Source organism: Verrucomicrobiota bacterium (assembly GCA_016871495.1).
Taxonomy (GTDB): domain Bacteria; phylum Verrucomicrobiota; class Verrucomicrobiia; order Limisphaerales; family VHDF01; genus VHDF01.
Genome location: VHDF01000002.1, coordinates 1 through 25,218, shown reverse-complemented (window position 1 = coordinate 25,218; position 25,218 = coordinate 1). Strand labels below are relative to the sequence as shown.

Below are 25,218 nucleotides of genomic sequence, written 5' to 3'. Positions count from 1 at the left end.
CAGGACTTTCCTTCATGTTGAAGTCCGCCGCGCGCCCCGCGATCTGCTTCGTCCTGATGCTTTGGATTTTCCATTCCATTTTCGTCAACGAAGCCAGGCACCTCGCCCCCCCTTCCGAGCCGGCGTCGGCCTGGGACCAACTGCCGCTTCCCGAACAATGGAAACGCGCCTGGACCCTTGGGCCGCGCAGCCTTGGCAAAACCCTCGCCTCCATGCCCCCGGCTTGGCTGGCTGTTTCCCTCGTGTTTATGGGCGCCACTCTCGCCCTCGGCGTCGCGCGATGGAAAATGGCCCTCGAACTTCAAAAGATTCCCCTCGACTCGAAACGGGCCACCACCTTCAGTCTCATCGCCCACTTCTTCAACTCATTCCTCCTCGGTTCCACCGGCGGTGACTTGATGAAGGCGTACTACGCGGCTGGCGAAACGCAACACCTCAAAACCGAAGCCGTGGTCACCGTCGTCGTGGACCGGATTTTCGGGCTCTTTTCCATGCTCGCCTTCGCCGTGGCCATGATCCCCTTCAATTGGCCGCGGATCCACGCGTCGGCCCCGGTCCAATCCCTTTCCTACTTCGTGTTCGCCATGTTCGCCACTCTCACCCTGCTCGGCGGCGCCCTGCTCTGGAGCGGACTCTCCAAACGTTTCCCCCAGGTCCGACCCTGGCTGCGCCGGCTGCCTCAAGGTGAAACGCTCGAGAAAAGCGTCGAAGCCTGCCGCCCCTTCGGTCGCAACCCCAGCTACTTGATTCGTTCACTGCTGCTCTCCGCGCTGCTCAATGCCTGCTGCGTGCTTCAAGTCGCCGCCCTGGCCAAAGGGCTTCAACTCCACATCCCCGTTTCCTTCCTGCTCCTCATCGTGCCCTCCATCATTTGCGTTTCCGCGCTTCCCATCACTCCGAGCGGCCTGGGAGTGCGGGAGAATCTCTACGTCGCCACCTTGGCCTCTCCCGCATGGGGCGTTTCCGCCACCGCCGCCCTTTCCCTCGCGCTGCTGGCCTACGCCGGAAGTCTGTTCTGGAGTATGATCGGCGGACTCGTGTATCTGTGCTCCCGTGACCGCCGTTCCCTTGCGTCACCCTCCTCCACACCCGGCCATGAATAAAATCCTCCTCATCGACGACGAAGCCGATGTGCAGTATTCCTTTCGGCGGATCTTCAATCAGCCGGATTTGACCATCGCCACCGCCCCGGGCGGCGATGAAGGTCTCCGGCTCCTGCCCAAATTCAATCCCGACCTCGTCATTATGGACGTTCGCATGGCCGGAATGTCGGGACTGGAAGCACTCCGAAGAATTCGGGAATCCGACGCCAAGATTCCCATCATTATGATGACCGCCTACGGCACCACGCACACGGCCATCGAAGCCATGAAGCTCGGAGCCTTCGATTACCTTCTCAAACCCTTCGATATCCCGAAGCTCAAGCAAGTGGTCGAGAACGCCCTCAAAGCCTCCCGCGACATGAAGGAGGTCGTGAACTTCGCCTCCACTCCGGACACCGGGGACTCCGAACTCGGCATCGTCGGACAAAGCGAGCCGATGCAGGCGGTCTTCAAGCTGATTGGACAGTTGGCGTCTTCGGATGCAACGGTTCTCATCACCGGGGAAAGCGGAACAGGCAAGGAACTCGTGGCTCGAGCGATCTATCATCACAGCCAGCGCAACCAGCAACCCTTTCTCGCGATCAATTGCGCCGCCATCCCCGAGAATCTGCTGGAATCCGAACTCTTCGGCCACGAGAAAGGCGCCTTCACCGGCGCAACCCAACTCCGTGTCGGAAAATTTGAACAATGCCACCGGGGCACGCTTTTCCTCGACGAAATCGGCGACATGCCGCCAGCCACTCAAGCCAAAATCCTCCGCGTTCTCCAAAGCGGCGCCTTTGAGCGCGTCGGTGGAAATCAGACGTTTCAGGCGGACGTCCGAATGATCGCCGCCACGAACCGCCAGCTCGAAGAAACGGTCGCTGCTCGTTCCTTTCGCGAGGATCTCTACTACCGATTGAACGTGGTGCGCTTCCGCATGCCGCCCCTGCGCGAGCGGCCTGAAGACATCCCCATGCTGGCGCAATACTTTTTACGCAAACTCCAGAAATCGAAAACCTCCGCCCGCAAATCGCTTTCAGCCGAAGCTCTCCAGGCCATGACCGAGCATGCCTGGCCGGGCAATGTCAGAGAGCTGGAAAACGCCATCCAAAGGGCCTTGGTCATTGCCACCGGGGAAGTTATCCTCGCCAGAGATCTCTTCACGGGCCCTCTTCCTGCCCTCCCCGCGACCGCTCAACCCTCGTCCCCTGCGCCCTCGCCAACGTCCTCACCGGCGGTTCCGGACAACATGGCGGAAATGGAGGGAATTGCCAGGTCGCTCTTCCGATGGGCTCGTAAACACCCGACACTGAAGGTATTGCCGGCGGTGGAAAAAGAACTCGTCCGCCACGCGCTCAAAGAAACTCGCGGGAACCAAGTTCAAGCGGCGAAAATTCTAGGCATCACCCGGGCCACGCTTCGCAAACGCGTCGCTAAATTCCATCTCGAGGACCCCACCCCTTCGGATCACTCGGCTTCCAGCTAGAACCCAACCCACCCTCGCCAAGCCCCGGGATGGGAAACCTTAGCCCGGATATATCATAGGTCGTGGCGATTTTGGACAATACGGATGGATGTTGCAAACCACCGAAACACCGGAGAACCCTGATTCATGGATCCCATACGGGTGCGAACCGGTCGAGAGCCTGGGCAACAGCACACTTCGGGTCACCACCACCACTGGGGGCCGCCACCGGTTCTTCAGACTTCTAAGACCCTAGAGCAAGAACCCGAGATCTCTGTCCCTCCCAAGCGCCCCCCCCTGCTCCAGTCTCCGTGGTCCAAACCACGTCGTCGCGCTGTCCATAATGAGGCGCCGTCAACGGCGTGCGCCGAAGGTCACGGCTTCACGCCGGGTTCAAGCCATGAGCGGACGCACAGAAGTTCAGGGAAACAGCGAAGAAGGAGATGGAGCCAGGAGGCCAGGAAGGCGCTCCCTCAAAAGGCGGTGTAAAATGCGCCCCCGGCCCCATCCACCGCCGTCCCTTCGAGACGAAGCCTTCGAAAACGCCCCACGTCGTCAAACGATCCCAAACCCACATAACCTTCCAGGAAAGTCTTGTCCTGAGCCGCCATGACGGGGCGAGTCATGTCGTTGAAAAATACCCGGATCGTTCCATCGTCCGCGTTTCGCTCGATGCGAATCTTGTGCCATTGATTCGTGGCTCCCCAGGCGACACCCCGAGTGGTCTCGGTCCCGACCTTCACCCGCGGCGTTTCGTTGACTCGAAAAATATTGTGGGCGTGGTTGTCGGCCGACGTCGCCAGATGAGCGTAATAGAATCGCGTGGGCGACTGCAGCCCGAAGAAAAAACACAAGTCCCTGTGTCCGTATTCCTGGCTCGTTTGCTGGCACTCCAGTTCCAAGACGAAATCCCGGAACCGGTGCTTGCTCAACAAGGCGAGGTTGAAGGGGGACCGGACCGGAGCCTGATACTTGCTCTGCTGGAAAAGCTCGAGCGCGCCCCCACCGGTCTCCGACCACCTCCAAGCGCGGGGATCCGTCACTCGGAGTTCCTTGAGGGATTCGGGCCGTGAAAAATCCTGCTCGTACACCACCCGCTTCCATTCCGGCGCGGGTGCGCCCGCCATTCCCAGGACCAGCGAGCATAGAATTCCCAGCACGGCCGGGCGGCGGAGCGATGGCCGCAGCATAAGATCAAACGCGTTCAGGCACGACGAACGGCCGGCGGTAATGGCGGGTGAGTAAAGCATCGGCCTCGCGATGATTGAGGAACCGTTCGGTCTTCGGATTCATCTCCAGGTAATCGCCCAGCACAAGCTGGTGCTCCGTCAGCGATACCCCGTTGGCTTGTAAATGTTCGACCATGCGTCCCAGGGTTTCCTCAGCGCCACGCAAGCCTTGAATGCGTTCGCGCATCTCGTTCACGGAAGACTTCCGGCCCAAGCGATAGGAAATGTTGCCGGTGTGGCACAAGGCGCTGGAAAGATGCCCTTCCAAAATATCGGCAGTCAGATCGGACGTCTTCCGGCTGCGCACGGCGTTGATGAAATTCTCGTAGTGGTTCGTGCTGCCCGACCACTTCTTGATCTCCATCCCATCGTGCGTGTAGGCGGTCGCGCTGGAATAATTCGGAATCAGCACATAGCCGCGTTCGCATTCAATAATCACCGCCACGCTGCCGCCCTTGTACTTGTCCATTTCCTTGGCGCCTGTTTTGGCGGGAAGGCCCCGGACTTCGAAGATCAAAGGGGCGGAAGGATAGTGATGCCAGACCAACTGGGTATTGGCGGTTTCTCCATCGTCATCGTAGCCAAGCCGGGCGCCAATGCTGAAAACCTTGGAGGAAAGCTGCTGCTCGCCCAGGAACCAGCGGGCAATATCCATTTGATGAATCCCTTGATTCCCGAGGTCGCCGTTGCCGTAGTTCCAGATCCAATGCCAGTCGTAGTGCAGTTTGGCGCGGCGGACAGGATCCATCGGGGCGGGACCGCACCAGAGGTGGTAGTCGATGTGGTCGGGAACAGTCTGAAAACCAGGCACCTTTCCGATCGACCCCCGGGGCTTGTAGCACAAGCCGCGGGCAATCACGATCTTGCCCAATTTGCGGCTTCTGACCCATTCCACGGCCTCTTTGATCGCCTGGCTGGAGCGGCTCTGAGTACCGGTCTGCACGATGCGCCGGTACTTTCGCGCGGCTTCGACCAGCTTGCGCCCTTCCCAAACGTTGTGGGAGACAGGTTTTTCGACATAGACGTCTTTGCCAGCCTGGACGGCCCAGATGGCTGCCAAGGAATGCCAGTGATTCGGCGTCGCAATCGTCACGACATCGATATCGCGATCATCGAGCATGCGCCGAAGGTCCGCGTAACCTTTGACAGCTTCTCCGCGCTTGCTGAAGGTCTCGACTCCTCCGGCCAGCACATCCTTGTCCACGTCGCACAGCGCCGCGATCTGGACACCGGACCCGGTCAGTCCGCGCAGCCCTGAAATGTGATCGCCGCCCCTTCCTTTGAAACCGATCACACCGGCTCGAATTCGTTCGTTGGCCCCGGCAACTTGCGCCCACGATTGGGCCGAGAAGCTCACGGCAGCTCCGGCGGCCAGGGACGCTTTGAGAAAGCTCCGGCGAGTGGTTGGGTTCGAGACCAAGGGTGAATCTGATTTCGTGGCGTTCATAATGAAAGGGTTGAAAACACGGCATCAATGGGAATGACCGGAACCCGCGTAAGCCTGATAACGCTCGGCGATGCGGGCTTCCTGCTCGTTCCCGGGGTGAAATAAGATCCGATATTTCCACGTCACTTTTTCACCGGCGCGAATTTTCAGGTCGCCCGTGCCGGCGGGTTTCTTTTCGAAATCGTGAATGCCAAACGGATTCGCCGCGAACAAGCCGTAGTCGCGAACATGCCACCACGTCGGATGCCTCGGATTCGACGGATGATCGAACATGGCCACGCCCACGGTCTTTCCTTCAACCGGGCCATAATAATCCACCCAGCGCGCGCGTTTCCCCCACGTCTCCCCATCGCGAATGCCTTCACTGTTGACGATGTGGCCCTGGCCCACCTTGCCCTTCAAACGCATGGTTTCCGCCAGTCGAATCGCCATCGACCCCTCCTTGGTGTCACCGAACGTGAGTGGACCATGACTGGCAATAACCGTGATTTCGACATCGATGATCTTGACTTCGCCCTCGGTGGAGAACCGATACAAGCGCTCATCGGTGGCCACGATGGCGCCATCCCGAGCCACCAACTTGTTCGCGGTGTGAAGCATGCCTGACTTGCGGCCCGAAGCGACTTTGAGAAAGCGTTCGTGCACGGTCCGCCCGGCTTTGGCCGATTCGGACCAAAAATCCTGGCCGTTGATGCTGCCATGCGCGTACCACAGCGAACGATGGTGGGGATGATCGCGTTCCTCGTTCGGGGCTTCGGACATCGGCCAACTTCTTGTCATTTTCACCGAACCCGGCCCCAGAATGGGAAAAAGAAAGGGACGCGACACATTCTGGTAGTGATACTCCGTAAACAGTTGCCCATCCAAACTCACCCGCACTCGTCCTTCGGCGTGCTCCAGCGCCACCTGACCGCCACCCGTTCCACCCATGCCGCACCGGTCGCAGCACGGCGATTGGCATCCCGCCGCGAACAAGGCCAAGAGCAAAAGGGCAATCCCAAATTGGCGGAGTGGCATCCCGAAATGTATCCGTCGGACCGCGTCCCGGGTCAATGTCAAAGCCCGCTTTTCCATCGCTTTTCCAGACCGGAAAGTGCTACGGAAACTGCATGTCCAATGCCGAAGCAACGCGCTGCCGGATCGATAAGTGGCTGTGGGCCGTTCGTCTTTTCAAGACTCGCGCCCTGGCCATCGAGGCCTGCAAAGCCGGCCATGTCAAATGCGATGGACGCAACCTCAAACCGGCCCATGAAATCCGCGCCGGTGAGGTTTATGAAATCCAGCGCGGATCCCAGGCACTGACGTTCAAAGTTCTTGGCCCTCTGCAACAACGGGTGAGTGCAACAGTCGCCAAGGAATTCGCAGAGGATCTCACGCCACCTGCACCGGCGCAATCCGACGCCGCTTCTGTCTTGGCGATGCCACCCCGCCGCACCAAAGGGGCCGGACGCCCCACGAAGAGAGAGCGTCGCCTGCTCGATTCATTCGCAGAACCTGACTTCTAGCCCGCATTTTTCACCTGCGATGGGACGGGAAAAGGATCGTGCTTGAGTTGTTGCTCAGCACACGAGTTCAAACCGCTCTGCGGTTTGCCAACCTGGGCGTCCCCGTTTCGTCAAGGAGTTCAACGGGTTCGCCTTTGGCAAAAACAAGACAGACGTGTTGAGCGTTACACAAGGCGCGGTCCCCCAGGGCCTAAACTTCCCCGTCGCGAAACACGCCGGGAGTTTCGAGGCGGTACTGCTGCCGTCAAGAGCCAGAGCCTGATCGAAAACTGGGCTCTCATTCTTCAGGAATGCGCATTCCGTAGAAGGAGCGATAGACGAAGAACAGGGCCACCACCAGGCACGCGATCCCAATGCCGGTTTTCATCGTGGTGTTTTTCATGTGCACGGCGATCTCCACCGCCAGCAAACCAAACAACGTCGTGAACTTGATCACAGGGTTGAGGGACACCGAGGAGGTGTCCTTGAAAGGATCTCCCACCGTGTCACCCACCACGGTCGCCGCGTGCAACGGAGTTCCCTTTTGCCGCAAATCGACTTCCACGATTTTTTTGGCGTTGTCCCACGCCCCTCCCGCGTTGGCCATGAAGATGGCTTGGAACAATCCAAAGAACGCCATCGCCACCAGGTAGCCGATGAAGAAATAAGGATCGAAGAACGGCAATCCCAGGGAGAGCGCGAAGATGACCATGAAGATGTTCACCATCCCCTTCTGCGCATAGACCGTGCAAATCTCCACCACCTTCTTGCTGTCCTGGACGGACGCCGTAGCGCTGTCGAGTTTCATGTTCTCTTTGATAAAGACCACCGCGCGATAGGCTCCGGTGACCACGGCTTGAGTGGAGGCTCCCGTAAACCAATAGATCACGGACCCGCCCATCAACAACCCGAGCATCACTTCAGGCTGCACCAAACTCAGCTTGGCGATCACATTGCCGTAGGTTTGCTCCAGGAGCATGATGATGCCGAAGACCATCGTCGTCGCACCCACGACCGCGGTGCCGATCAACACCGGTTTGGCGGTGGCTTTGAACGTGTTGCCGGCACCATCTCCTTTCTCCAACTGATCCTTGGCGTGCTCGAAATTGGGCTTGAACCCGAAATCACGCTCAATTTCCCTGGACACGTTGGGAATCGACTCGATCCGGCTCAACTCATAAACCGACTGGGCGTTGTCCGTGACCGGACCAAAACTATCCACCGCGATGGTCACGGGGCCCATGCCCAGAAAACCGAAGGCCACCAGACCGAAGGCGAAAATCGGACCGGCGAAAGCGTACTCTTTCGGCATCATCGACGCCACGGACGCATCCTTGGAGAGCACGTAACTCACGAGCATCAAGGAAAGGATGACCAGACCCTTCCAAAACGCGGAAAAATTACCGGCGACAAAGCCCGAGAGAATGTTCAAAGAAGCGCCGCCGTGTCTTGACGCGTTCGTGATTTCCGCCACATGTCGCGACGAGGTGCTGGTGAACACCTTCGTAAATTCAGGAATCAAGGCACCCGCCAACGTTCCGCAACTGATGATGGAGGAAAGGATCCACCACAGGTCCGGCGCCGGCTTGCCATCCAATCCCACGAATCCACCGAGCATCATCTTGCTGGCCACAAAAGTAATGGCAATCGAGACGAGGGACGTGATCCAGACCAAGTGGGTCAAGGGCGCCTCCAACTCAAACTCCTTCCGTCCGCCGTAAATGGATCGGCTGGCCACCCGGTTGATCTCGTAGGAAATCAGCGACGTGATCACCATCAGGATGCGCATGACAAAAATCCAGATGATCAACTGGCCGCAAATCGCCGCCGCGTCCTTCAACGCCAGAGCCAGAAACGCGATCAACGCCACTCCGGTGACGCCGTAAGTTTCAAAGCCGTCCGCCGTCGGTCCCACACTGTCTCCGGCGTTGTCCCCCGTGCAGTCCGCAATGACGCCGGGATTCTTGGGATCATCCTCTGGCAGTTTGAAAATGATCTTCATCAGATCCGCTCCGATATCCGCGATCTTGGTGAAGATACCCCCGCAAATCCGAAGCGCACTCGCGCCCAAGGACTCGCCGATGGCGAAGCCGATGAAGCACGGTCCCACCAAGGCCTGCGGCAGGAAGGTGAGAATGACGATCATGAAGAACAGCTCGACGCAAACCAGCAGCAATCCGACGCTCATGCCGGATTGCAACGGGATCATCAACGTGTGCAGCGGATTGCCCTGCAGCGCCGCGAAAGCGGTTCTGGCGTTCGCGACCGTGTTGATGCGGATGCCGAACCAAGCAACCCCGTAGGAACCCAGGATGCCCAAAATCGAGCACAACAGAATGATGCCGACGTCCAGCCAGCTCTTGTGCTGAAGGAATTGAAAGTAGTAGACGATGCAGATCGCGATCAACGTCCACAACACCGAGAGAAATTTGCCCTGTTGCAGCAGATAGGTTTTGCAGGTTTCCCAGATGATGTTGGAGACCGCCCGCATCGTCTCATGGACCGGAAGCCTTCGCGTGGCGATATACTGCCACCACCCGTAGGCGGCCCCCAAGGCGCAGACCACGATGCCAAAATACATCAACCCATGACCGGTGGCGGTCCCCCCGGGAAGTGAAAACCGCGTCTGGCTCAAGTCAGGGATCCGGATGTCCGCCTCTCCGGCAAGCAAACGGCTCGATACCGCCAGGAAGAGCAAGATCCAGTAAACGAAGCGAGGGAAGGTTCTTTGAACATTCATCATAAGCGAGCCTATCGAAACAAAGCTTAAAGGCAATTACCTCTGGTCTAACGCGTTAGGGGTGACGCGAGAACATCAAGGTAAAGCGCCCCCAAACTCAAGAAAATTTCGAGAATGGCCGGCTGGTTGACCTTCGGTAGTGGGAACACTTCGCGCGACAGCACCGTCTCGCCGAGCGCATCGCTCACGTGCCGCTTCCACTGTGATTCGTCGCCGGCCAAGCCCGCGGCACCCGGGTATCCGCCAAAACAGATCCGTGGGTCGAGGTTCCAGCCATGAGCAGCCTTGCACTTCGGCCTGGTCCGGTGCGTAAGCGATGCAGGAAAAAGCAACCCGTCGGACTCTCGGAGAGCCCTCAAAACGAATGGACAGACACGTCGATGATTATTTCTTCTTTGTTCGCTTGGCCGCATGCTCCCGGACTTCCTTCACGCAGAACTGAATCATGGCTTTCACCAGATCCAACGGAATCGGCTTGCTGAGCGGAAATTGAACCGATCCTTTCGCGTGCACAAAATCCTTCAATTCTGTTTTGAAGGCCTCAATGGCCGAGGGAGTCGGATAAAATCCAATGTGCCTTTCGAAAGCCGTGAAATGCACCAGATTACGCCCCAGAACGAAGGTGGGGATGCGATACTTCAGTACTTCCTCCGCCTCAGGCGCAACTTCGCGAACGAGAGTTCGTAGCTTCCGGAGGGACTTCTGAACTGCGGGCGGAAACCCGGCGATGTATTCATCAATGCTGCTGGGTGATTTGGCTTTCATGCAGGATATCCTCGATGCTCCCCACGCTCATACGACAACACCGCATGGGTTTCACTACTATTCAGCCATGAAAAACCAGAGAGCTCCGTCCCCAGCGAACTCGCGTTGTTGCACGAAAACGCACGCACGAGGGGTGGTTCGAGGAAGAACTCCCTCCAACGGGGTGTAGCCTGGGAAATGCAGCCGGTTGTCGAACAGGGGGCGTGGTTCGATCCAACCCGCAATGCTGAAACTCAATGAGAAACGTTTCCAAACCCAGTCGAGTGGGGAATAGGCGGGTCAGAGAGTTATCGGGTCCGGGATGCTCCCCATCTCCGTGCCTTCGTGCCTCCGTGACCCGTTGCAGCAGCAGCGCCGAGGGCACTTTGTCCGGCGGTAAAAGCGCTGCCATCCCTTCCTCGGAGGATTCAATCCGTTCGAGGAACGAAAGCTTTCGGGCCGAACACCACTCGTTCGAAAACCCAGGGCGAGCAAAGCACTCGTCCGAAATTCGTGCTGGTGATTTCCACGCCGTTGGTGGTCCAGTTCTCAAGCCGGAAGGTCAGGGTGCCTCCGCGGCGCAAGGATGCCCGCATCTCATGAGGCGCGGCGTTGCCAGCCTCCACCCCCGTGCCCGCCAACTCGATTTGTTTCACCCTGTTGAGCGGCACGGTCAGCTTGGTCGCCGTCGCGCTCACGAACAGTTGGCCATTCTCAAGCTTCTCGACTTTGCCCATCACCCGGTCTCCGTTGCGCAGCTTGGCCAAGTCGTCCTTCGAATCCCACGGATGGCTGCGCGGCTCCTCGAACTGCCCGTCCCATTCCGTCACCCGCAACCTCGAAAGCTTGATCGAACCCTGGCCTTGGTGAACGAACCGAAGCCCCGTGCCTTTGCCAGCAAAATCCTCGTTGTCGGTCCATTGCTTGATCAACAACCCGTCCACCAGCAAGGCCACCGTCTTCTTGTGCCGGTTGGACCGAATTTCGATGTGCGCGGAGCTCTTTTGATTGAATGAGCCCACGGCCACTTGTCCGAGATACTTGATCGGATCGGACTTCTTCACCGCCAGCAGATTGGCCGCGTAGGTATTGAGTTGCAGGCTGTAGAATCCGCCAAAATTGGGCTCTTGATCCTTGTTGGCCAGATTCACGGGATGCAGGTAATCCGTGTAAAGGGCCACCGCGATGTAAAACATCCCTTTCCAATTCAGATCGAACTCAATCACCGAGAGATCCGGCAGTTGAACGTCGCGCGCGATCGATGCCGCCTTCGCCGCCAAAAAGGCGCCATTGTGATAACCCCATTGGCCGGAATCCGTGATCACCCCGGAAACCTTGCCCATCGTCCAGCCTTCCAAACCTTCGGGCCCGGAAAACACCGTCCGGCGCTTGGCATCGAGCGGGATGATCGTGTCCACCCTCGAACGTGGTATCATCAATCTTCCCGCGAAGGCCGTGTCAAAAATGACCTGCTCGGCATCGCAACGAATGAGGTCTCCCTCAATCTGGTCCCGATTCATGAAAATCAGGCGGCAGGAGTTTGTCTGCGACGGCTCCTCTGCCAGCGGGCCAAAATGGATTTCGGTGATCGCTCCGCCCCCGAAAAGCAGAGCATCTTCCGCGTCCGGATGAGACCAGGCGACTCCCGCGCGCGGTGAAATCGAGCCCAGCTTGCCGAAGAGCACGTCTCCATTCCGAAATCGCAATTCGTCACGCCGGGCCACGCCACTCTCCGATCCCGACTGCGCCCGCGCCGCCGGTCCGTTCGAAGCCCAGCAGGCCAGCCCGATCGCGCAGCCCGCAACCCACCCGGCCCAAGTAGAGTCCGCCCGCCCTCGTTTCATCACTCGCCTTCCTCCTGGTCAGGGCCACCTCCCGAAGGCGCCAACTCATGATGCCGGGCCAGATTGAATTGGATCTGCCGGATATTCTCGGGCTTGAGTTTAACCTGGCCCAGACTGCGGCTCATTCCCTCCACGAGGTTCCGGGACCAGCCCGACAACTGAAATGAAACACTGCCTCCCCCGGCAAAAAAGGCTCGCACGTCCCACGGATGCTTGACCGCGGCCAAAGCATTGGTGTGGCCCAGCACGATCTGCGTCACTCTCGGAGTCGGCACCTCCAAATCACCTTGGGCCGTGGAAACCTTGAGCCTGCCGTCCTGAATGCTTCGGATGGTTCCCTGCACGCGGTCCTTATTGGCGAGCCGAACCAAATCCTGCCGCAGATCCGCATCCTCCCCTTCGGGTGTTTCATACCGGCCATCCCATTCCGCAACTTTGATGTTGCTGATGCGAATGGCCCCGCCGTCCATCTGGGAAAAAAAGGTCATGCCCTTTCCTTTGCCAATGAAACCTGCGGCATCCTTCCAGCGATGGACTTGGCGGCCATCGGCCATGACGGTGAAGGTCCCGTCCTCCTGGTTGCACCGAAGCTCGAGCCGCATCCGGTTTCGCCTCATTCCATCCGGAAGCTGCGCCTGGGGACCGAGTTGGCTCAAGCCTGTGTTGGCCTGCACGCGCTGGGCGTTGATGTATCCGGGACCCAGATAAAACATGTAACAACTGCTCCCGTAATCAAATCGGTCCAAAACGTCGGTGTAGAGAATCAGCACCAGGTTGAAATTGGAGGTCCAGGCCAGGTCGAACTCGAAACTCGCGGAACCTTGCAGTCCCAGATCACGCCCGGCGAGTCCCACCGTGCTGGCCATCAACGCGCCATCCCGATATTGCCAGCCCGACTGGCCCGGCATCGACCGACCCAGCACCCAGCCCTCGAGGCCGGTCGGACCTTCATAGAGCACCGAATAGCCCTTGGACAAAAAGGTGACCGATTGCAATTCCTCGCGCAAAGGTCGCAACACCCCGCCAAGCCAGCTCTCGATTTCGACGTGTTTGTCTCCCATGCCCACCAGCGTGCCAAACAATTCGTCCCCGTTCCGCAAGCGAAATCGACCGGTGGGATTCATCGAGGATTTCAACGCCACGGGTTTCTCAAACCCGATCCAGGCGAGGTTCGAGGGACGCATCCGGATCGGGGCGAGCGCATCCGGATGCCGCCAGAACACTCCCCGAGCCGGATCCATTTGATCCAGGCGTCCATGCAATGACGAACCATCCAGAAACTGCATCATGCCCCGGAAATCCTGTGTCGTCTGGTTGGTGCTGCCGCCTTCGCCCTGGAGGAGGCCGGTGGCGAGCCAGGCTGCCAGCCCGCAGGCCGGGCCCAGCCAGCGTGTCAAAACTCGTTCCGCGCGGAACATCCGGCTCTCAACGCTCATAAATCGGCAAGTAACGATAATTCAGCGCGAGGGAAAGCAGCGAGGACGCCGTCGTGAAGGTCGGACCGAACTGCCCTTCCCAACTCCCATCCGGATTCTGCGAACTGGCGAGACTTCGAATATTCGCCCGATTCCATGTTTGCCAGGCCTCCGGAGACGCGTGGAAGTAGGCCTGGGCGGCGTAGTAGATGAAGTAGTGCTGAAAGGAACTCTCGGCCTGAACCTTCTTCAGAAAATCGAACGCGGATTGAAACGTTTTCGACTGCTTTTCCTTCGCCAGCGCGAAAACCAAACAGCCAATCGCGGTGCGTGGTCCATTGGGCGAGACCGCGGTGGTGTAGCCAAAACCCCCGTCCGGAGTTTGCATCGACACGAAGTATTTCAACCCTTTCTGAATCGCCTCTTCCGGCACGGCGATACCCGAGTTGCGCGCCGCGAACAACGCCACCATCTGCGCCCCGCTCACGGTCGTGTCGGCGTCGCCGCTCTCGGGAGTGTAACGCCAGCCTCCGTGTGGATTCTTGCTTTGCGAATTGAGAATCAACCGCACCGCCTTGGTCAGCGCCGGACCCAACCGGTCGTCCTGGACCACCCCGTAGGCCTCCGCGAGCGCCAGCGTCGAAAATCCGTGATTATACATCGACCGCCCGATGTAGCCGGTGTCCGACTGCTGCTTGAGCACGTAATTCAAAGCTCGCTTGATGGCCCCCGCGTAGGGACCCGCCTCCGGATCGTCCCCATGCGCCAGCATCGCAACCATGGACAACCCCACCACAGCCGGCTCTTTCCCGTACACCGTTTCCTGCCAGTAACCGTCCGGAACTTGATTCTTCAACAGATACTGCAAGCCCTTGACGTAGATACGATCGACTTGGGTGGAAAGCGGATCCAATCCACCTTCAAAAAGCTCCTGAGCACGCAAGGCCGTCCCCGCCCAACATGCGAAAAGGACAAGCAGGACCCGGCATCGGGAAAGAAACAAACGCGCGGTCATGGCTCCGATTTCTCCAAACCTTGAAAGTAACCTTCGAGCGCTTCACGAAACTCCGCAGGCAAAGTCCCCACCTGGCCGCTGCCCTTGGAGACAGCGCGCCCCGCTGAACCGCGTCCCTCGGCTGCGCCGGCCGCCTGGGCCGTTCCGGATCCAGTTCCGCCTTGCCCGGGATTGCCTCCTTCACCCGCCATGGGCGCCATGCCCTGGCCCTGTTGCTGCATCATCTGCATCAAGAACGCCATCTCCTCCGCGGACGGGGCCTGCTGTGCTTCACCCCCTTGCGGCCGTCCGCGCTCGGTCTGCTCGTTGATCAAGTTGATGGCGTCCGTCAGCAATTCCAACGACTTGGCGTGGGTGCCTAAGGTGACTTGATCGGTCTGAGGCTTGTTCAACAGGCCTTCCGATTTACGCATATTATTGAAGATCTCGGCCATCAAGGGATCCAGTCCGCGGGCAGGATTCACCTCCCGCAGGGAATGCACCTGCAAAATCAGTTTCTGTTGCTCGCTGGCCAGCATGCGGGAAGCGTCTTCATAGGGCTCGCCCTTCTGCTCACCCTGGTCGAGCATCCGGGTGCGCTCCCTGATCCCCGCCTGGGCTTCGCGTCCTCGCAACAACCCGAGCAACATCTCCATCAGCTTCGCGGCCTCCTCGCCTCCAAATTGCTGGCCTTGGCTGTCGCCCGAAGAGGACTTGGACTTGGGTTCCAGGGCCTTCGCCCATTCCTCGAAGCGTGAGCTCCACAGAGCCAGCCGCTGCATGGCTTCCATTCCGATGTTTTCCCCGATCAAGGCCCTCACCTTTTCCAGTTCTTCCGCGGGCTTGGCGCCTTTCATGGCCTGGGTCACCTGGCCGTATTCGGGACGCTTCGATCGCTCGAAGAAACGGCTGATTTCGCCCTCGACCTTTTTCGATTCTTCCTCCAGTCCCTGTTGCTCTTTAGCCAGGGTGTTGTGCAGCCGGCGGTGGCGCTCGTCCAGTTCGGACGGCAACAAGCCGATGGTGTCGCCAATGACCTTGTTCATCCGCGTCTGAATCGATTGCTCGCCTTCCCCCAATTTTCTCAAGCGCTGGGCCAGGGTGAGGGCCTGCAAATCGTCAAGCCCGGTGTTGACGTCCTTTTGCAACTGCTCAAGGGATTCGATGGCCTCTTCCTCTTGATTCTTCGCCTCGGCCAATTTTTCGCTGCGTTGTTTGGGATTTTTCTTCGCGGCCTGCAAAGCTTGGGCGGCTTTGGCCATGGACTTGGCGGACACATCCTTCATCGCCTGCAAATGGCTGGCCCACTGCCGCAGAGTTTGGTTGTCGAGGGCGGGGTTCCGCGCGGCCTCCCGCAAAGTTCGCAAGCCTTCTTGCGCGAGTTGTTCAAGAAGCTCGGCTGCGAGCTTTTGCTCTTCCGCGAGTTCTGAAGCCTTGGAGGCGGCGGCCTCCTCGGACAGTTTGTCGAGTGCCTCCTGCAAGGCCTTCGTCCCATCCGCCAGGCGCTCCTCGGATCGCGTCACTTCCTCGAGCCTGGACAGCAACGCTTCCAACCGTTGCCGCACCATTTCAGCGTGCCGCTCCGCGCCCAGCACGTGCACCCGGTATCTCGAACTGAGGGAAGCTTCGCGCCCTGGTCGAAAATCATGGGCATAAGCCAAAAGATCGAAACTCGAATCGGCTTTGAATCCCTGCAGACTCGGACTGAAACTGAACGTCTCCTGAAAACGCGTTTCCCTCGGTGAACGCGCCCGCTGACGATAACCCGCTGAAGGTTCCGCGCGCTGGGTTTGGCCCGATTCAACGGACGAGGCCGCGAGATCCTCCCACCGCAACCCCAGATCTTTCACTCCGAAATCGTCCCGGGCCGCCACCTTGATATCCATCACCTCGGTGGACAGCACGGCCACTTCCCGCGCGAGCTCCGTCATTTCGACGGATGGCGCGACATCCTTTTCGGCCTGCACCGCCAGCATCCAGGCGGGCGAATTGGTGAGCCCCCATGAGTCTTTTCCATGCAAGGTCCAGGTTTCCGTGGCGGACGGCTTGAACGGCCCGCTCTCGAAGCGTGCGTCCCGCACCGTCCAGGCCACATTCTCGCTTTCCGCGGATCGTCCGTGGATCTCAGCCAGGGCTCGATTCGCCTCGCCCACCCAGCGGACCGTGCTCCCCTCCACCACGCTGACCACCCCTCCCAGCACCGAAAGGTTGGTGGTGCCATACTGCAAGTATTCGGGAAACTCGACTTGAGCGCCCATGGTCCGCAAGGTGGGACGAGGAACAGGACGCGCCTGAACCCGCCTCCGGGCGTCTCCCAGCCGGATTTCGATCTCGCTATCCTGGGTCAACCCTGGCAACTCGGCTCGCAGATGCTCTCCGGTCATCGAGAAAGGCCGCTTCGCACCTCGGTCAATCCGCGCCCACCCCGATTTGGGCTTCCAAAAGGAACGGTAAACGGGACGCCCTTCCACGCTGAACGGTTCCCCGAGCGGCACAGTGATGGAACGTTCCGGCTCGGCCCAACCGACCAAAGTGTAGCGCTCGATCGTTGACCACGGACGCAGCCAGCGGGCCGCGGCATTGCCCGCCACCTCAGGCGAAACCAACACCGTCGCCGCCGCCGCCGCGCTCAATCCACCGGCAACCCACCACTGTTTTTGCGCCGGACGCGGATCCGCCGCCGCCGTAAAATCGTAATCCGCCGCTCGCTCCGACACCTGTTGAATCGCCGCCGCGTAAAGCTCCTCCGAATAACCCACCGGTCGCTTGGCTTCGTCCGACAGTTCTACAATCCCGAGCAATGTGTCTCCCAGCGCTCGATACCGGGATTGAACCCTCAACGAGAGCCGCTCCAGGTCCATTCCGGCTCCGCCCCATCGTGAGCGCCACACCCAACCGGCGGCGGCCATGCCGGCCAAGCCCGCAAAGGCCCAAGCCGACCTCAACCAGGACGGCGTCTCGCCCACCCGATCGCAGAGCCACAGACCGGCGTAACTCGCCGCCACCGCCGTCACGGCTCGACCGGCGAGCAGCAACATGTCGATGCGCCAGAGCTTTCGCTCCAGGGCGTCGAATTTCGCCCTCAACTTGTCGGGAAGATTCAATTGCATTCCGGAGGCCTTCATGCTGCGCGCCAATCGGCTCTGAACTTCAAATCATGCCCGCGACCTTTCGCCCCGTCCAATACAACCCGAGCAGAATCAACAGGAATCCGCCCCAACGCGGATCACTCCACAATCTCAATCTCCTCTCCATCGGCTTTGGATCGGGCAGGACGGACAATTGCTTGACCACGTCCGCCAGCCGGTCGTAACTCGCGAACAAACCTTTGCTCAGCGAGGCCAATTCACGAAGCGCCGCTCCATTGACCGGTTCCCCCGCTTTTTCGATCAACGGCGCCTCCACCTGGATTTCGGTTTCCAACTGCCGCCCCTGCTTCTCCGCTTTCACTTCCATCTTGTGCCGTCCCCCCTGCCGCGCCACGAACATGCCTTCAAAAACTCCCCATCCGCCCGACACTCCCGCGAAATCGAGCCGCTCGGTCCGTCCCGAGGGCGACACGATCCGGCCTTGCACAGGCCCCTCGCCGGCCGGAAATCCCGCCGCGTCCATCACCATCACCTGCACGTGAACCGTGTCCCCGGCGCGAGGCACCTCCGGACTGTAGGTGAGGCGAATCCCCTGTTTCGACGCCAGATGCCGCGGATGAGCCATCCACCGCACGACCTGGCTCCAAAACCGGTAGTGATAGCGGTCTTCCACGCCCAACCGCCATCGCCACGCGCTGTCCATTCCCAGGAACAACACTTTCCCCGAGCCCGCGTTTCGAGTGACCAGCATCGGCACCCGCCCCCAATTGTTGCGCAACGCCGAATGCACCGCCAGGACGTCGGAGCCGGGACGGCTCTTCTCCACTGCGGCAGACCAAAAAAATCCCGCCAACTGCTTCCAAATTTCCTCGTTCTTCTTCTCGTCGGAATCGAATCGCGTCAGCCAATGCCGCCGCCCCGCCGTGGATAACTGCAGGGCCGCCTCGTTTTGCAGGATCACCCCGTCCGGTTTGCCCGGCTCCATCACGACCGGATACAAATCCTTGAGCGCAGTCCCCGACAAGGTCAGTTGCCGTCCGCGCCGGCCGGGAATGAACACCAGCCCGCTGGATTGCTGCTCGACCAAACCTTTCATCAGCTCGGCGTCCCCTTCCGTCAATTCCCCTTCTCCCAATCCCACGTCACCGAGAAAAATCACATCGTAGCGTGAAATCTGCTCCTTGGTGGATGGAAACTTGGCCAGGTATTTGCGCCCGCCACCCATCCCGATATGAGGGTGAAACAGAATCGAATTCATCTCCACGCCCGGATCGCGTTCCAGCGCGTTGCGCAAAAATCGGTACTCCCAGCGGGGCAGGGAATCCACGACGAGAACCTTCAAAGTCTCGACGCGTATCTGAATCGAAAAATCGCGCGCGTTGTTTTCCGGCAGACCCTCATCCGGCTCGACCGGAATGCGCAGCCGCAACGGGGTCTCCCCCGCCGCTCTGGGAAACCAGACGATGGCCTCTTGCAATTCGCCATGCGCCGGCACGGTCACCTCCCGCCTGGCCAGCTCCTTCTTCCCATCCTCGAGGATGACGGCGGAACGGACTTCGCGCGCCAAATGATTGACGACCTTGAATGGAATCGCGATCTGCTCACCGAACAGCCCGTAGGAAGGCGCCTGCGCGTCCGCCAAGACCAAATCCGGCACCGGCGACTCCCGCCCCACCCCCAGGGCGAAAATCGGCACTCCCTCGTCACGGTATCGCATGGCCACCCCCACCGGGGAAGGCCCGGTGTTCCACGTGCCATCCGTCAACAACAACACCGCCTTCAGATTCCCGTGGCGGTTCAGAGTGGATCGCAAAACCGCGTCCAAATCCGTTCCCTCCGCCGTGGCATTCGTGGCATTCGTGGCATTCGTGGCATTCGTGGCATTCGTGGCATTCGTGGCAGACGTGGCAGACGCGGACAAGGTCGCGTTTGAACTCGCCGTCCCGCCGGTTCCAAAAGGTTCCAAGACCACCCTCGCTCCCGGTCGGATCGTTTCCCAGTAATTCGAGGTTTGAATCTGGCCCAGCCACTCGGATCGGCGCATGAGCTTGCCGCCTTCGGTCACGTCGCGCGTTTGCATGCTGCCCGTCTGATCCAGCAGCACCGCCACCTCCGGCGCTTCTTCGCGGCGGATTTGCGTGACCTTCTCCGGCTTCAAAAAGGTGGCCACCAACAAACTCACAATGAGGAATCGAAATCCCTCCAGCCAGCCAACCAAGCCTTTGCCGCCGCTGCGGCGATAATGCGTCCACCCCAACCCTGCCGCAGCCACCCATGCGATGAGCGCCAGCACGATCACTTCCGCCGAGGCGCCCAGTGTCCATCCGCTCATATCCCGCCTCCTTCCACCCGGATGGAACGTGCCGAGCCCGCCGCGGAGGATGGCCCCGCCCCCGGCAAGATCAACCATCCCTCCACGAGGAGAAACAACAGCATACCCGCGAGAAAGAACCGCCAAATCTCACCTTGGGTGGCTCCCGCCCCACCGCTGGTCTTGCCTTCCCAGAGTCGTGCGTTGTCCGGTCCCAGCAAGTTCGCCGCCGCGCTTCCCTCCACGGCTTCCCAGTCGTCTTCCAACGGGGACCGGTTCACTGCCAGCAAGCGGTCTCTCGACTGGTACACCCCGGCCCTGAAGCGAGCATCCAGGCCCGCGCCTTCAACCGCGGTCCAGGTCAAACCCGCGTCGGCCACCCCCATCTCGCCGCAGATGACCGAGGGATCGTGCTGCAAGCGTCGCGCCCCCAAGGCCAGCAACCGTTGCAACATCGGCACCAGCACGGGACCTTCGGCCAATCCAGACCACGTTGGCTCTGGCAACGAAGCGCAAAAGTAAATCTCGCCGCGGCCCAAAACCTGCCTCGCCAAAAAAGGAGCTCCATCCTCGAAAGGCGCTAGAACCGTCCCACCACCGACCACGGCCTGGCGCTTTAGAATCATGAGGTTACCCATGGGAAGGCTCGATCCTTCATCCGTTCGTGCCAGGGGACCCTGGTTCTCGTCCCACTTCACCACGCGAAACGGTTTCGCTTCGAGAGCGTTCTGCACTTCACCCCAGCCGATGCCCTCGAATCGATTGGTATCCGCCAAGCCCGGCGGAAAGAAAACCACCACCCCGCCTTCTTGCACCCAGCGCCGCAACTCCTCCGAGGGCGACCCTTGCGGCAAAGCTCCCTGCCAGATCACCAGGGTCTCCCGCTCCCAGCCTCCCGCCACGTCTGGCTTGACGAGGCGGGGCGCTCCGTTCGTCGCCTGTCCAAAAGCTGTCGCCGCCAATCCCAACACTCTCTCCGAGATCGCTTCTCTCGCCGAAACCGCCGCCCGCAACGGCACGTCCTCCGAATAGACAAAATAGGCCGCATTGTCGGAAGGATTCGTGTCGGCCGGCACTTCCACTTTACCCCACCCGCGGCCCTGGCGGATATCCAACCCCACTGCGTGGCGCCAACGCGATTCCTGGCTATCCAACGCCACTTCCACATCGGTCCGGCTGCTGTTGAGGGTCACTCCCACGGGAATGCTTTCCGCCACCGGCTCGGTCTTCAAGAAATCCAACGTCATCGCGAGCTCGCCTTTGCCTCCGCGCTTGCGCCGATAGGATTCCTCCAGCCGCACCGAACGGTTGGGACCGCTTCGCCCAAGGACGGGAAGGATTCGAACCCGAACTTTCTGCGGTAATCCCGCCAACTGCGCGGTCAAATCACCCCAACGCGAATCGTCGGGGCGCCAGTTGCTTTTCTGCATGTCCGATGCCAGCCACACTTCGGCGGTGCCCGACTTGTTGTCCAGCAGCCACCGCAACGCCGCTTGCAGCATCGAAGGCACGTCGGCCGCGGTTTCCGTCGGCCCTCCCAGTTTCAACGCCTCCACCTCGCTCAACTTCGTCAACGCCAACGGGGCTCGCCCCGTGTTGTCCATCCACACCAGCTGGCTTGATCCTTCAAAGGGCCGGGCGGCCTCCACCATCACTCGCAAACCCTGTTCAAGCCTCGTCTCGCCACCCTCCGACAACTTCGTCTGCATGCTGGCCGAGCGATCGAGCATCAGAACGATGACGTCCGGCGCCGGTGCCAGCGCCCACCCCAGCCACCCCCCCGCGAGCGGCCTCGCCAGGAAAAACAACAACGCCAAAAGGGCAAGAACCCGCATCAACAGAATCAGGAATTGGCGCAGCTTGGCCTGACTCGTGGAAGTTCGCGTCGCAAACAGCAGAAACCGCATCGCCGCCCAAGGCTGCGGACGATGTCTCAGCCGGTTGAGCAGATGAATCAGCACCGGCAGCAAGACCAGCGGAAGCGCCCAGAACATCCATGGCTGCAGGAACGTCATGCCGGCATCCTCATCGCGTTTCCAGGCATCACATCAGCCCGCCCGCCAGCCGCAACCGGTCCACCAAATAACCGGCCAGCACTCGCTCATAATCCTCATCCGTGACGACACGCCGGTAATCCACCTTGAATTCCCGGCACCCCGTGGACAGCCGGTCCAAATGGCCGTGCAACTGCCGCAAGTATTCGTCACGCACCAACCCTGGCTCCGTCACCACACTCATCGGACCCTCCAAATCCACGAAACGCACCGGGCGATCGAATTGAAAGTCCAACTCCATCCGGTCCAGCAACTGAAACAAGACCACGTCGTGTTTCTGATAGCGCAGATGCTGCAGCGCGCTCAACAACGCCTCGGGATCGAAGAAGGCGTCGGTGAACACCAGCACCAGCGCTCTTCGGCGAATCCGGTCGGCCAGGCTGTGCAAAGCCTCCACCACGCGTGTTTCACCCGAAGCCTCCGCCTCGTCCAGTTTCTCCAGGACCAACTGCAAGTGGGAGGGATGACGTTTGGGAGGAACTTCGACCTTCGCGCGGTCGCCCATGCAACTGAATCCCGCGGCGTCTCCCTGCTGGACCACGAGATACCCCAGCGCCGCGGCCAGCCGCCGCGCGTAGTCAAATTTGTTCACCCCTCCCTTCCCCGTAAACCCCATGGAACCGCTGGCATCCAATACCAGATAACACCTCAGATTCGTCTCGGCCTCGAACTCCTTCAGGTAAAAACGGTCCGTGCGGGCGAAGACCCGCCAGTCGAGCCGCCGAATGTCGTCCCCCGGAGCGTAATTGCGATACTCCGCAAATTCGACGCTCGACCCCCGGTGCGGGCTCTTGTGATGCCCCGACACCGTCCCCTCCATCGCCGACAAGGAGACCAAGGGCTGCGCGGAAAGCCGCCCCAAGGCCAGTGGATCCAACCAGCGCGCCCACCGATCAGGCATGTCCGCCTCCGGACCGGGCCTCCTGCAACAAACGGTCGATCACTTGAGTGCTCGAAACGCCCTCTGCCTGCGCTTGAAAATTGGTGAGAATGCGATGGGTCAAAACCGGATGCGCCACCGCTTCCAAATCCTCCTGGCGCACCAGGTAACTCCCCTCCAGCGTCGCGTGCGCCCTCGCCCCGCGAATCAAATACTGAATGGCCCGAGGACCCGCCCCCCACGTCACCCACTTCTTAAGCCAGTCCGGAGCATCCGCTTCCCGGGGGCGCGTCTTGCGAACCAGTGCGACGGCCGCCTCCACCACGTGGTCCGGCACGGGAACGCGCTGCACGACATCCTGGTACCGCAAGATTTGTTCGGCGTGCAGCAGATGCTTCAACTCGGGGGGCTTCCCACCCGTCGTTTCGCGCGCGATACGGGATTCCTCCGCCCGGGTCGGATACTCCACGTGGATGAAGAACATGAACCGGTCGAGCTGCGCTTCCGGAAGCGCGTAGGTGCCTTCCTGTTCGATCGGGTTCTGCGTCGCCAGGACGAAGAAGGGAGAAGGGAGCGTAAACACGCGCCCCGCCACCGTCACCCGATGCTCCTGCATCGCCTCGAGCAGCGCGGATTGCGTCTTGGGCGGCGTGCGGTTGATCTCGTCCGCGAGCACGATGTTGGCGAAGACCGGACCCTTGACAAACACGAAGGCGCGGCGCCCCGGCTGATCGGTTTCCTGCAAAATGTCCGTTCCGGTGATGTCCGAAGGCATCAGGTCCGGCGTAAATTGAATGCGGCTGAACTCCAGGGACATCACTTGGGACAAGGCGTTGACCATGGTGGTCTTGGCCAGGCCGGGCACGCCCATGAGCAATCCGTGTCCTCGCGCGAGAATGCAGATGAGGAGCCGTTCGATGACTTGTTCCTGGCCGATGATGACTTTGGCGAGCTCGGAACGCATCGACTGATACGAATCGCGAAGCTCCTTGATGGCGGCCACATCGCTCTGGGAAACACCCGCCTCGGTCGCGGAGATTTTGGCGGGGGACGCCGTCGCTGGGGTTGAACTCATAATGACATCGCGCTGGTCAAATCCGCCCCGCGCCGGCGCGGAAAACCAAATTCCGTCAGGATGAGGAGCTTGCGCCCGCCAGGGACGCCGTAGTCAACGTCACCCCCCGCCCGCCTGGCAACAACAGAATGCGGAGGAATCGCAGGGAGGACAGAGACGGCGGGCGCGGTCCGGGACGGACCGCCGGAAGCCGCGGATTGAAACGAAATCGCCTCACCCGCCTATTTCACACTCGACGGGGTAGGGAAACGTTCCCCATCGAGTTTCAACACTGCGGGTTCGATTGAATCGTAGCCGGCGGACATTCAACACCCGCGTGTCGCATCCCAGCCACCCGGCGCTAGCCCGGAAATCCCCAGCGCGGAACAAACCTGAGATTTCCGGGCTAGGGTTGCTGAATGCGAAAATAGGTCGCCCCGGGTTCCGTGGAAATCCGGGTGGTGTAGCGGGTCTCCGTTCCCGCACCGGAGACGCTGCCCACATCCCGCCAGACGACGAGATCATTCGAGGTTTGCACCACATAGGTCCTCGCCGCCTCACTGCTCCACACCATCTCCAACTCACTTCTCGTCAGAAGAAAGCGTACGATGCGAGGGCTGGTGGCAGTCACTCCAGGCGCAGGCAGCGGGGGCAGTCCCTGTTTGACCGATCGCGACGCTCCCAAATGCAACATGGGTTTCTCCTCCACGGCAGCGGTCAAGGCGATAAAACGCACCCTGCCATCCGGATGCAGCTCGGCCCCAAACAATCCTTCCGAATCGGTCCGATCCTGCACCAGGGCGGGGAATACCGCGGGAAGCTTCGGCTGCGGTTGTGCGGGCGCGCCTTTCAACGGAATGGTCAGCGAGCGGAAGCGCCGTGAACGGCGCGCCCCGACAACTTGCGGATGCACCAGTTCGCTTTTCAGCCTCTCAAGGGCTCTTTCTTGCGGCGACGCCTCGGAGCGGTCAGGTTCCGTTCGGGTCGTGAAAAGGCAGATTCCGATCAGTCAATGCCACCTTGCAGAGCGAAAGCTGTCGCCAAAGTGGTCCAGGGGTTCCTGAGAGAACAGAGGGTAGGTGTTTCTTAACCTTGGAGTTCAAAATACTTACGCTCTGCGTTACGTCCACGGCGAACTCGAGAAGCAGCTCACGACGACCGCCCAGAGCTTTCCCTCCGTGGTGCCGACCGGCCCACGCCATTCGCGAGAGCCCAAATCGGGAGCGCTAGCCCTTGAGTCCACGGCCGACGAGGATGGGTGCCGAAACGGCGAAAAGGCTGCGCGGAGCCGTTGGCCCCGCGCAGCCTGATTGTCCCGCGATTCCGTTCGTTCGGTCGATTTAGTTGGGCGTGGCCAGAATCAAGTGCACGGATCCGTCCGCA

Annotated in this window: 17 protein-coding genes; 3 read left to right on the top strand and 14 right to left on the bottom strand. The window is 60.2% G+C overall.

Going from position 1 to position 25,218, the window contains the following annotated elements:
- Positions 1 to 14 precede the first annotated feature (14 nt).
- Together FJ404_00895 and FJ404_00890 are read left to right on the top strand one after the other, a co-directional pair.
- Positions 15 to 1,103, top strand: coding sequence for a flippase-like domain-containing protein (locus tag FJ404_00895; protein ID MBM3821440.1), 1,089 nt, complete (start codon positions 15 to 17; stop codon positions 1,101 to 1,103).
- Positions 1,096 to 2,571, top strand: coding sequence for a sigma-54-dependent Fis family transcriptional regulator (locus tag FJ404_00890; GenBank protein ID MBM3821439.1), 1,476 nt, complete (start codon positions 1,096 to 1,098; stop codon positions 2,569 to 2,571). The genes FJ404_00895 and FJ404_00890 overlap by 8 nt, the downstream gene beginning before the upstream one ends.
- Positions 2,572 to 3,023: 452 nt before the next feature.
- Here the strand turns inward: FJ404_00890 and FJ404_00885 are convergent, their stop codons facing one another.
- Genes FJ404_00885 through FJ404_00875 form a run of 3 tightly spaced genes read right to left on the bottom strand, consistent with a single transcriptional unit; the run spans position 3,024 to position 6,300 of the window.
- Positions 3,024 to 3,740 carry a hypothetical protein gene (locus FJ404_00885; protein MBM3821438.1) on the bottom strand — a complete coding sequence of 239 codons (717 nt, stop codon included), beginning with the start codon at positions 3,738 to 3,740 and terminating at the stop codon, positions 3,024 to 3,026.
- Positions 3,741 to 3,744: 4 nt separating this feature from the next.
- A complete protein-coding gene (locus tag FJ404_00880) occupies positions 3,745 to 5,226 on the bottom strand; it encodes a twin-arginine translocation signal domain-containing protein (protein MBM3821437.1) in 1,482 nt (493 codons plus the stop codon).
- A gap of 24 nt (positions 5,227 to 5,250) precedes the next feature.
- Positions 5,251 to 6,300 carry a hypothetical protein gene (locus FJ404_00875; GenBank protein MBM3821436.1) on the bottom strand — a complete coding sequence of 350 codons (1,050 nt, stop codon included), beginning with the start codon at positions 6,298 to 6,300 and terminating at the stop codon, positions 5,251 to 5,253.
- Positions 6,301 to 6,335: 35 nt separating this feature from the next.
- Here FJ404_00875 and FJ404_00870 point away from each other — a divergent pair, with 35 nt between their 5' ends.
- The gene (locus tag FJ404_00870; GenBank protein ID MBM3821435.1) at positions 6,336 to 6,731 is read left to right on the top strand and encodes an RNA-binding S4 domain-containing protein; all 396 of its coding nucleotides are present in this window, start codon (positions 6,336 to 6,338) and stop codon (positions 6,729 to 6,731) included.
- A gap of 277 nt (positions 6,732 to 7,008) precedes the next feature.
- On the opposite strand, the gene FJ404_00865 is transcribed toward FJ404_00870, so the two are convergent.
- The 11 genes from FJ404_00865 to FJ404_00815 form a co-directional block, all read right to left on the bottom strand.
- Positions 7,009 to 9,450 (bottom strand): sodium-translocating pyrophosphatase, encoded by a 2,442-nt coding sequence (locus FJ404_00865; protein ID MBM3821434.1) that lies wholly within the window; start codon positions 9,448 to 9,450, stop codon positions 7,009 to 7,011.
- 384 nt (positions 9,451 to 9,834) lie between these two features.
- Complete coding sequence (locus FJ404_00860; protein MBM3821433.1) at positions 9,835 to 10,215, bottom strand: hypothetical protein; 381 nt, start codon at positions 10,213 to 10,215, stop codon at positions 9,835 to 9,837.
- 407 nt (positions 10,216 to 10,622) lie between these two features.
- Positions 10,623 to 12,041, bottom strand: coding sequence for a hypothetical protein (locus FJ404_00855; protein MBM3821432.1), 1,419 nt, complete (start codon positions 12,039 to 12,041; stop codon positions 10,623 to 10,625).
- Positions 12,038 to 13,474 (bottom strand): hypothetical protein, encoded by a 1,437-nt coding sequence (locus FJ404_00850; GenBank protein ID MBM3821431.1) that lies wholly within the window; start codon positions 13,472 to 13,474, stop codon positions 12,038 to 12,040. The genes FJ404_00855 and FJ404_00850 overlap by 4 nt, the downstream gene beginning before the upstream one ends.
- Positions 13,464 to 14,468, bottom strand: a complete 1,005-nt coding sequence (locus FJ404_00845) for a terpene cyclase/mutase family protein (protein ID MBM3821430.1) — start codon at positions 14,466 to 14,468, stop codon at positions 13,464 to 13,466. Before FJ404_00845 ends, FJ404_00850 begins: the two co-directional genes overlap by 11 nt.
- Positions 14,465 to 17,572 (bottom strand): hypothetical protein, encoded by a 3,108-nt coding sequence (locus FJ404_00840; protein ID MBM3821429.1) that lies wholly within the window; start codon positions 17,570 to 17,572, stop codon positions 14,465 to 14,467. The genes FJ404_00845 and FJ404_00840 overlap by 4 nt, the downstream gene beginning before the upstream one ends.
- A gap of 25 nt (positions 17,573 to 17,597) precedes the next feature.
- Complete coding sequence (locus FJ404_00835; protein MBM3821428.1) at positions 17,598 to 19,946, bottom strand: VWA domain-containing protein; 2,349 nt, start codon at positions 19,944 to 19,946, stop codon at positions 17,598 to 17,600.
- Positions 19,865 to 21,862, bottom strand: a complete 1,998-nt coding sequence (locus tag FJ404_00830; GenBank protein MBM3821427.1) for a hypothetical protein — start codon at positions 21,860 to 21,862, stop codon at positions 19,865 to 19,867. The genes FJ404_00835 and FJ404_00830 overlap by 82 nt, the downstream gene beginning before the upstream one ends.
- Positions 21,863 to 21,890: 28 nt before the next feature.
- A complete protein-coding gene (locus tag FJ404_00825) occupies positions 21,891 to 22,802 on the bottom strand; it encodes a DUF58 domain-containing protein (GenBank protein MBM3821426.1) in 912 nt (303 codons plus the stop codon).
- Positions 22,795 to 23,856 carry a MoxR family ATPase gene (locus FJ404_00820; GenBank protein ID MBM3821425.1) on the bottom strand — a complete coding sequence of 354 codons (1,062 nt, stop codon included), beginning with the start codon at positions 23,854 to 23,856 and terminating at the stop codon, positions 22,795 to 22,797. The genes FJ404_00825 and FJ404_00820 overlap by 8 nt, the downstream gene beginning before the upstream one ends.
- 385 nt (positions 23,857 to 24,241) lie before the next feature.
- Complete coding sequence (locus tag FJ404_00815; GenBank protein MBM3821424.1) at positions 24,242 to 24,688, bottom strand: hypothetical protein; 447 nt, start codon at positions 24,686 to 24,688, stop codon at positions 24,242 to 24,244.
- Positions 24,689 to 25,218: the final 530 nt, after the last annotated feature.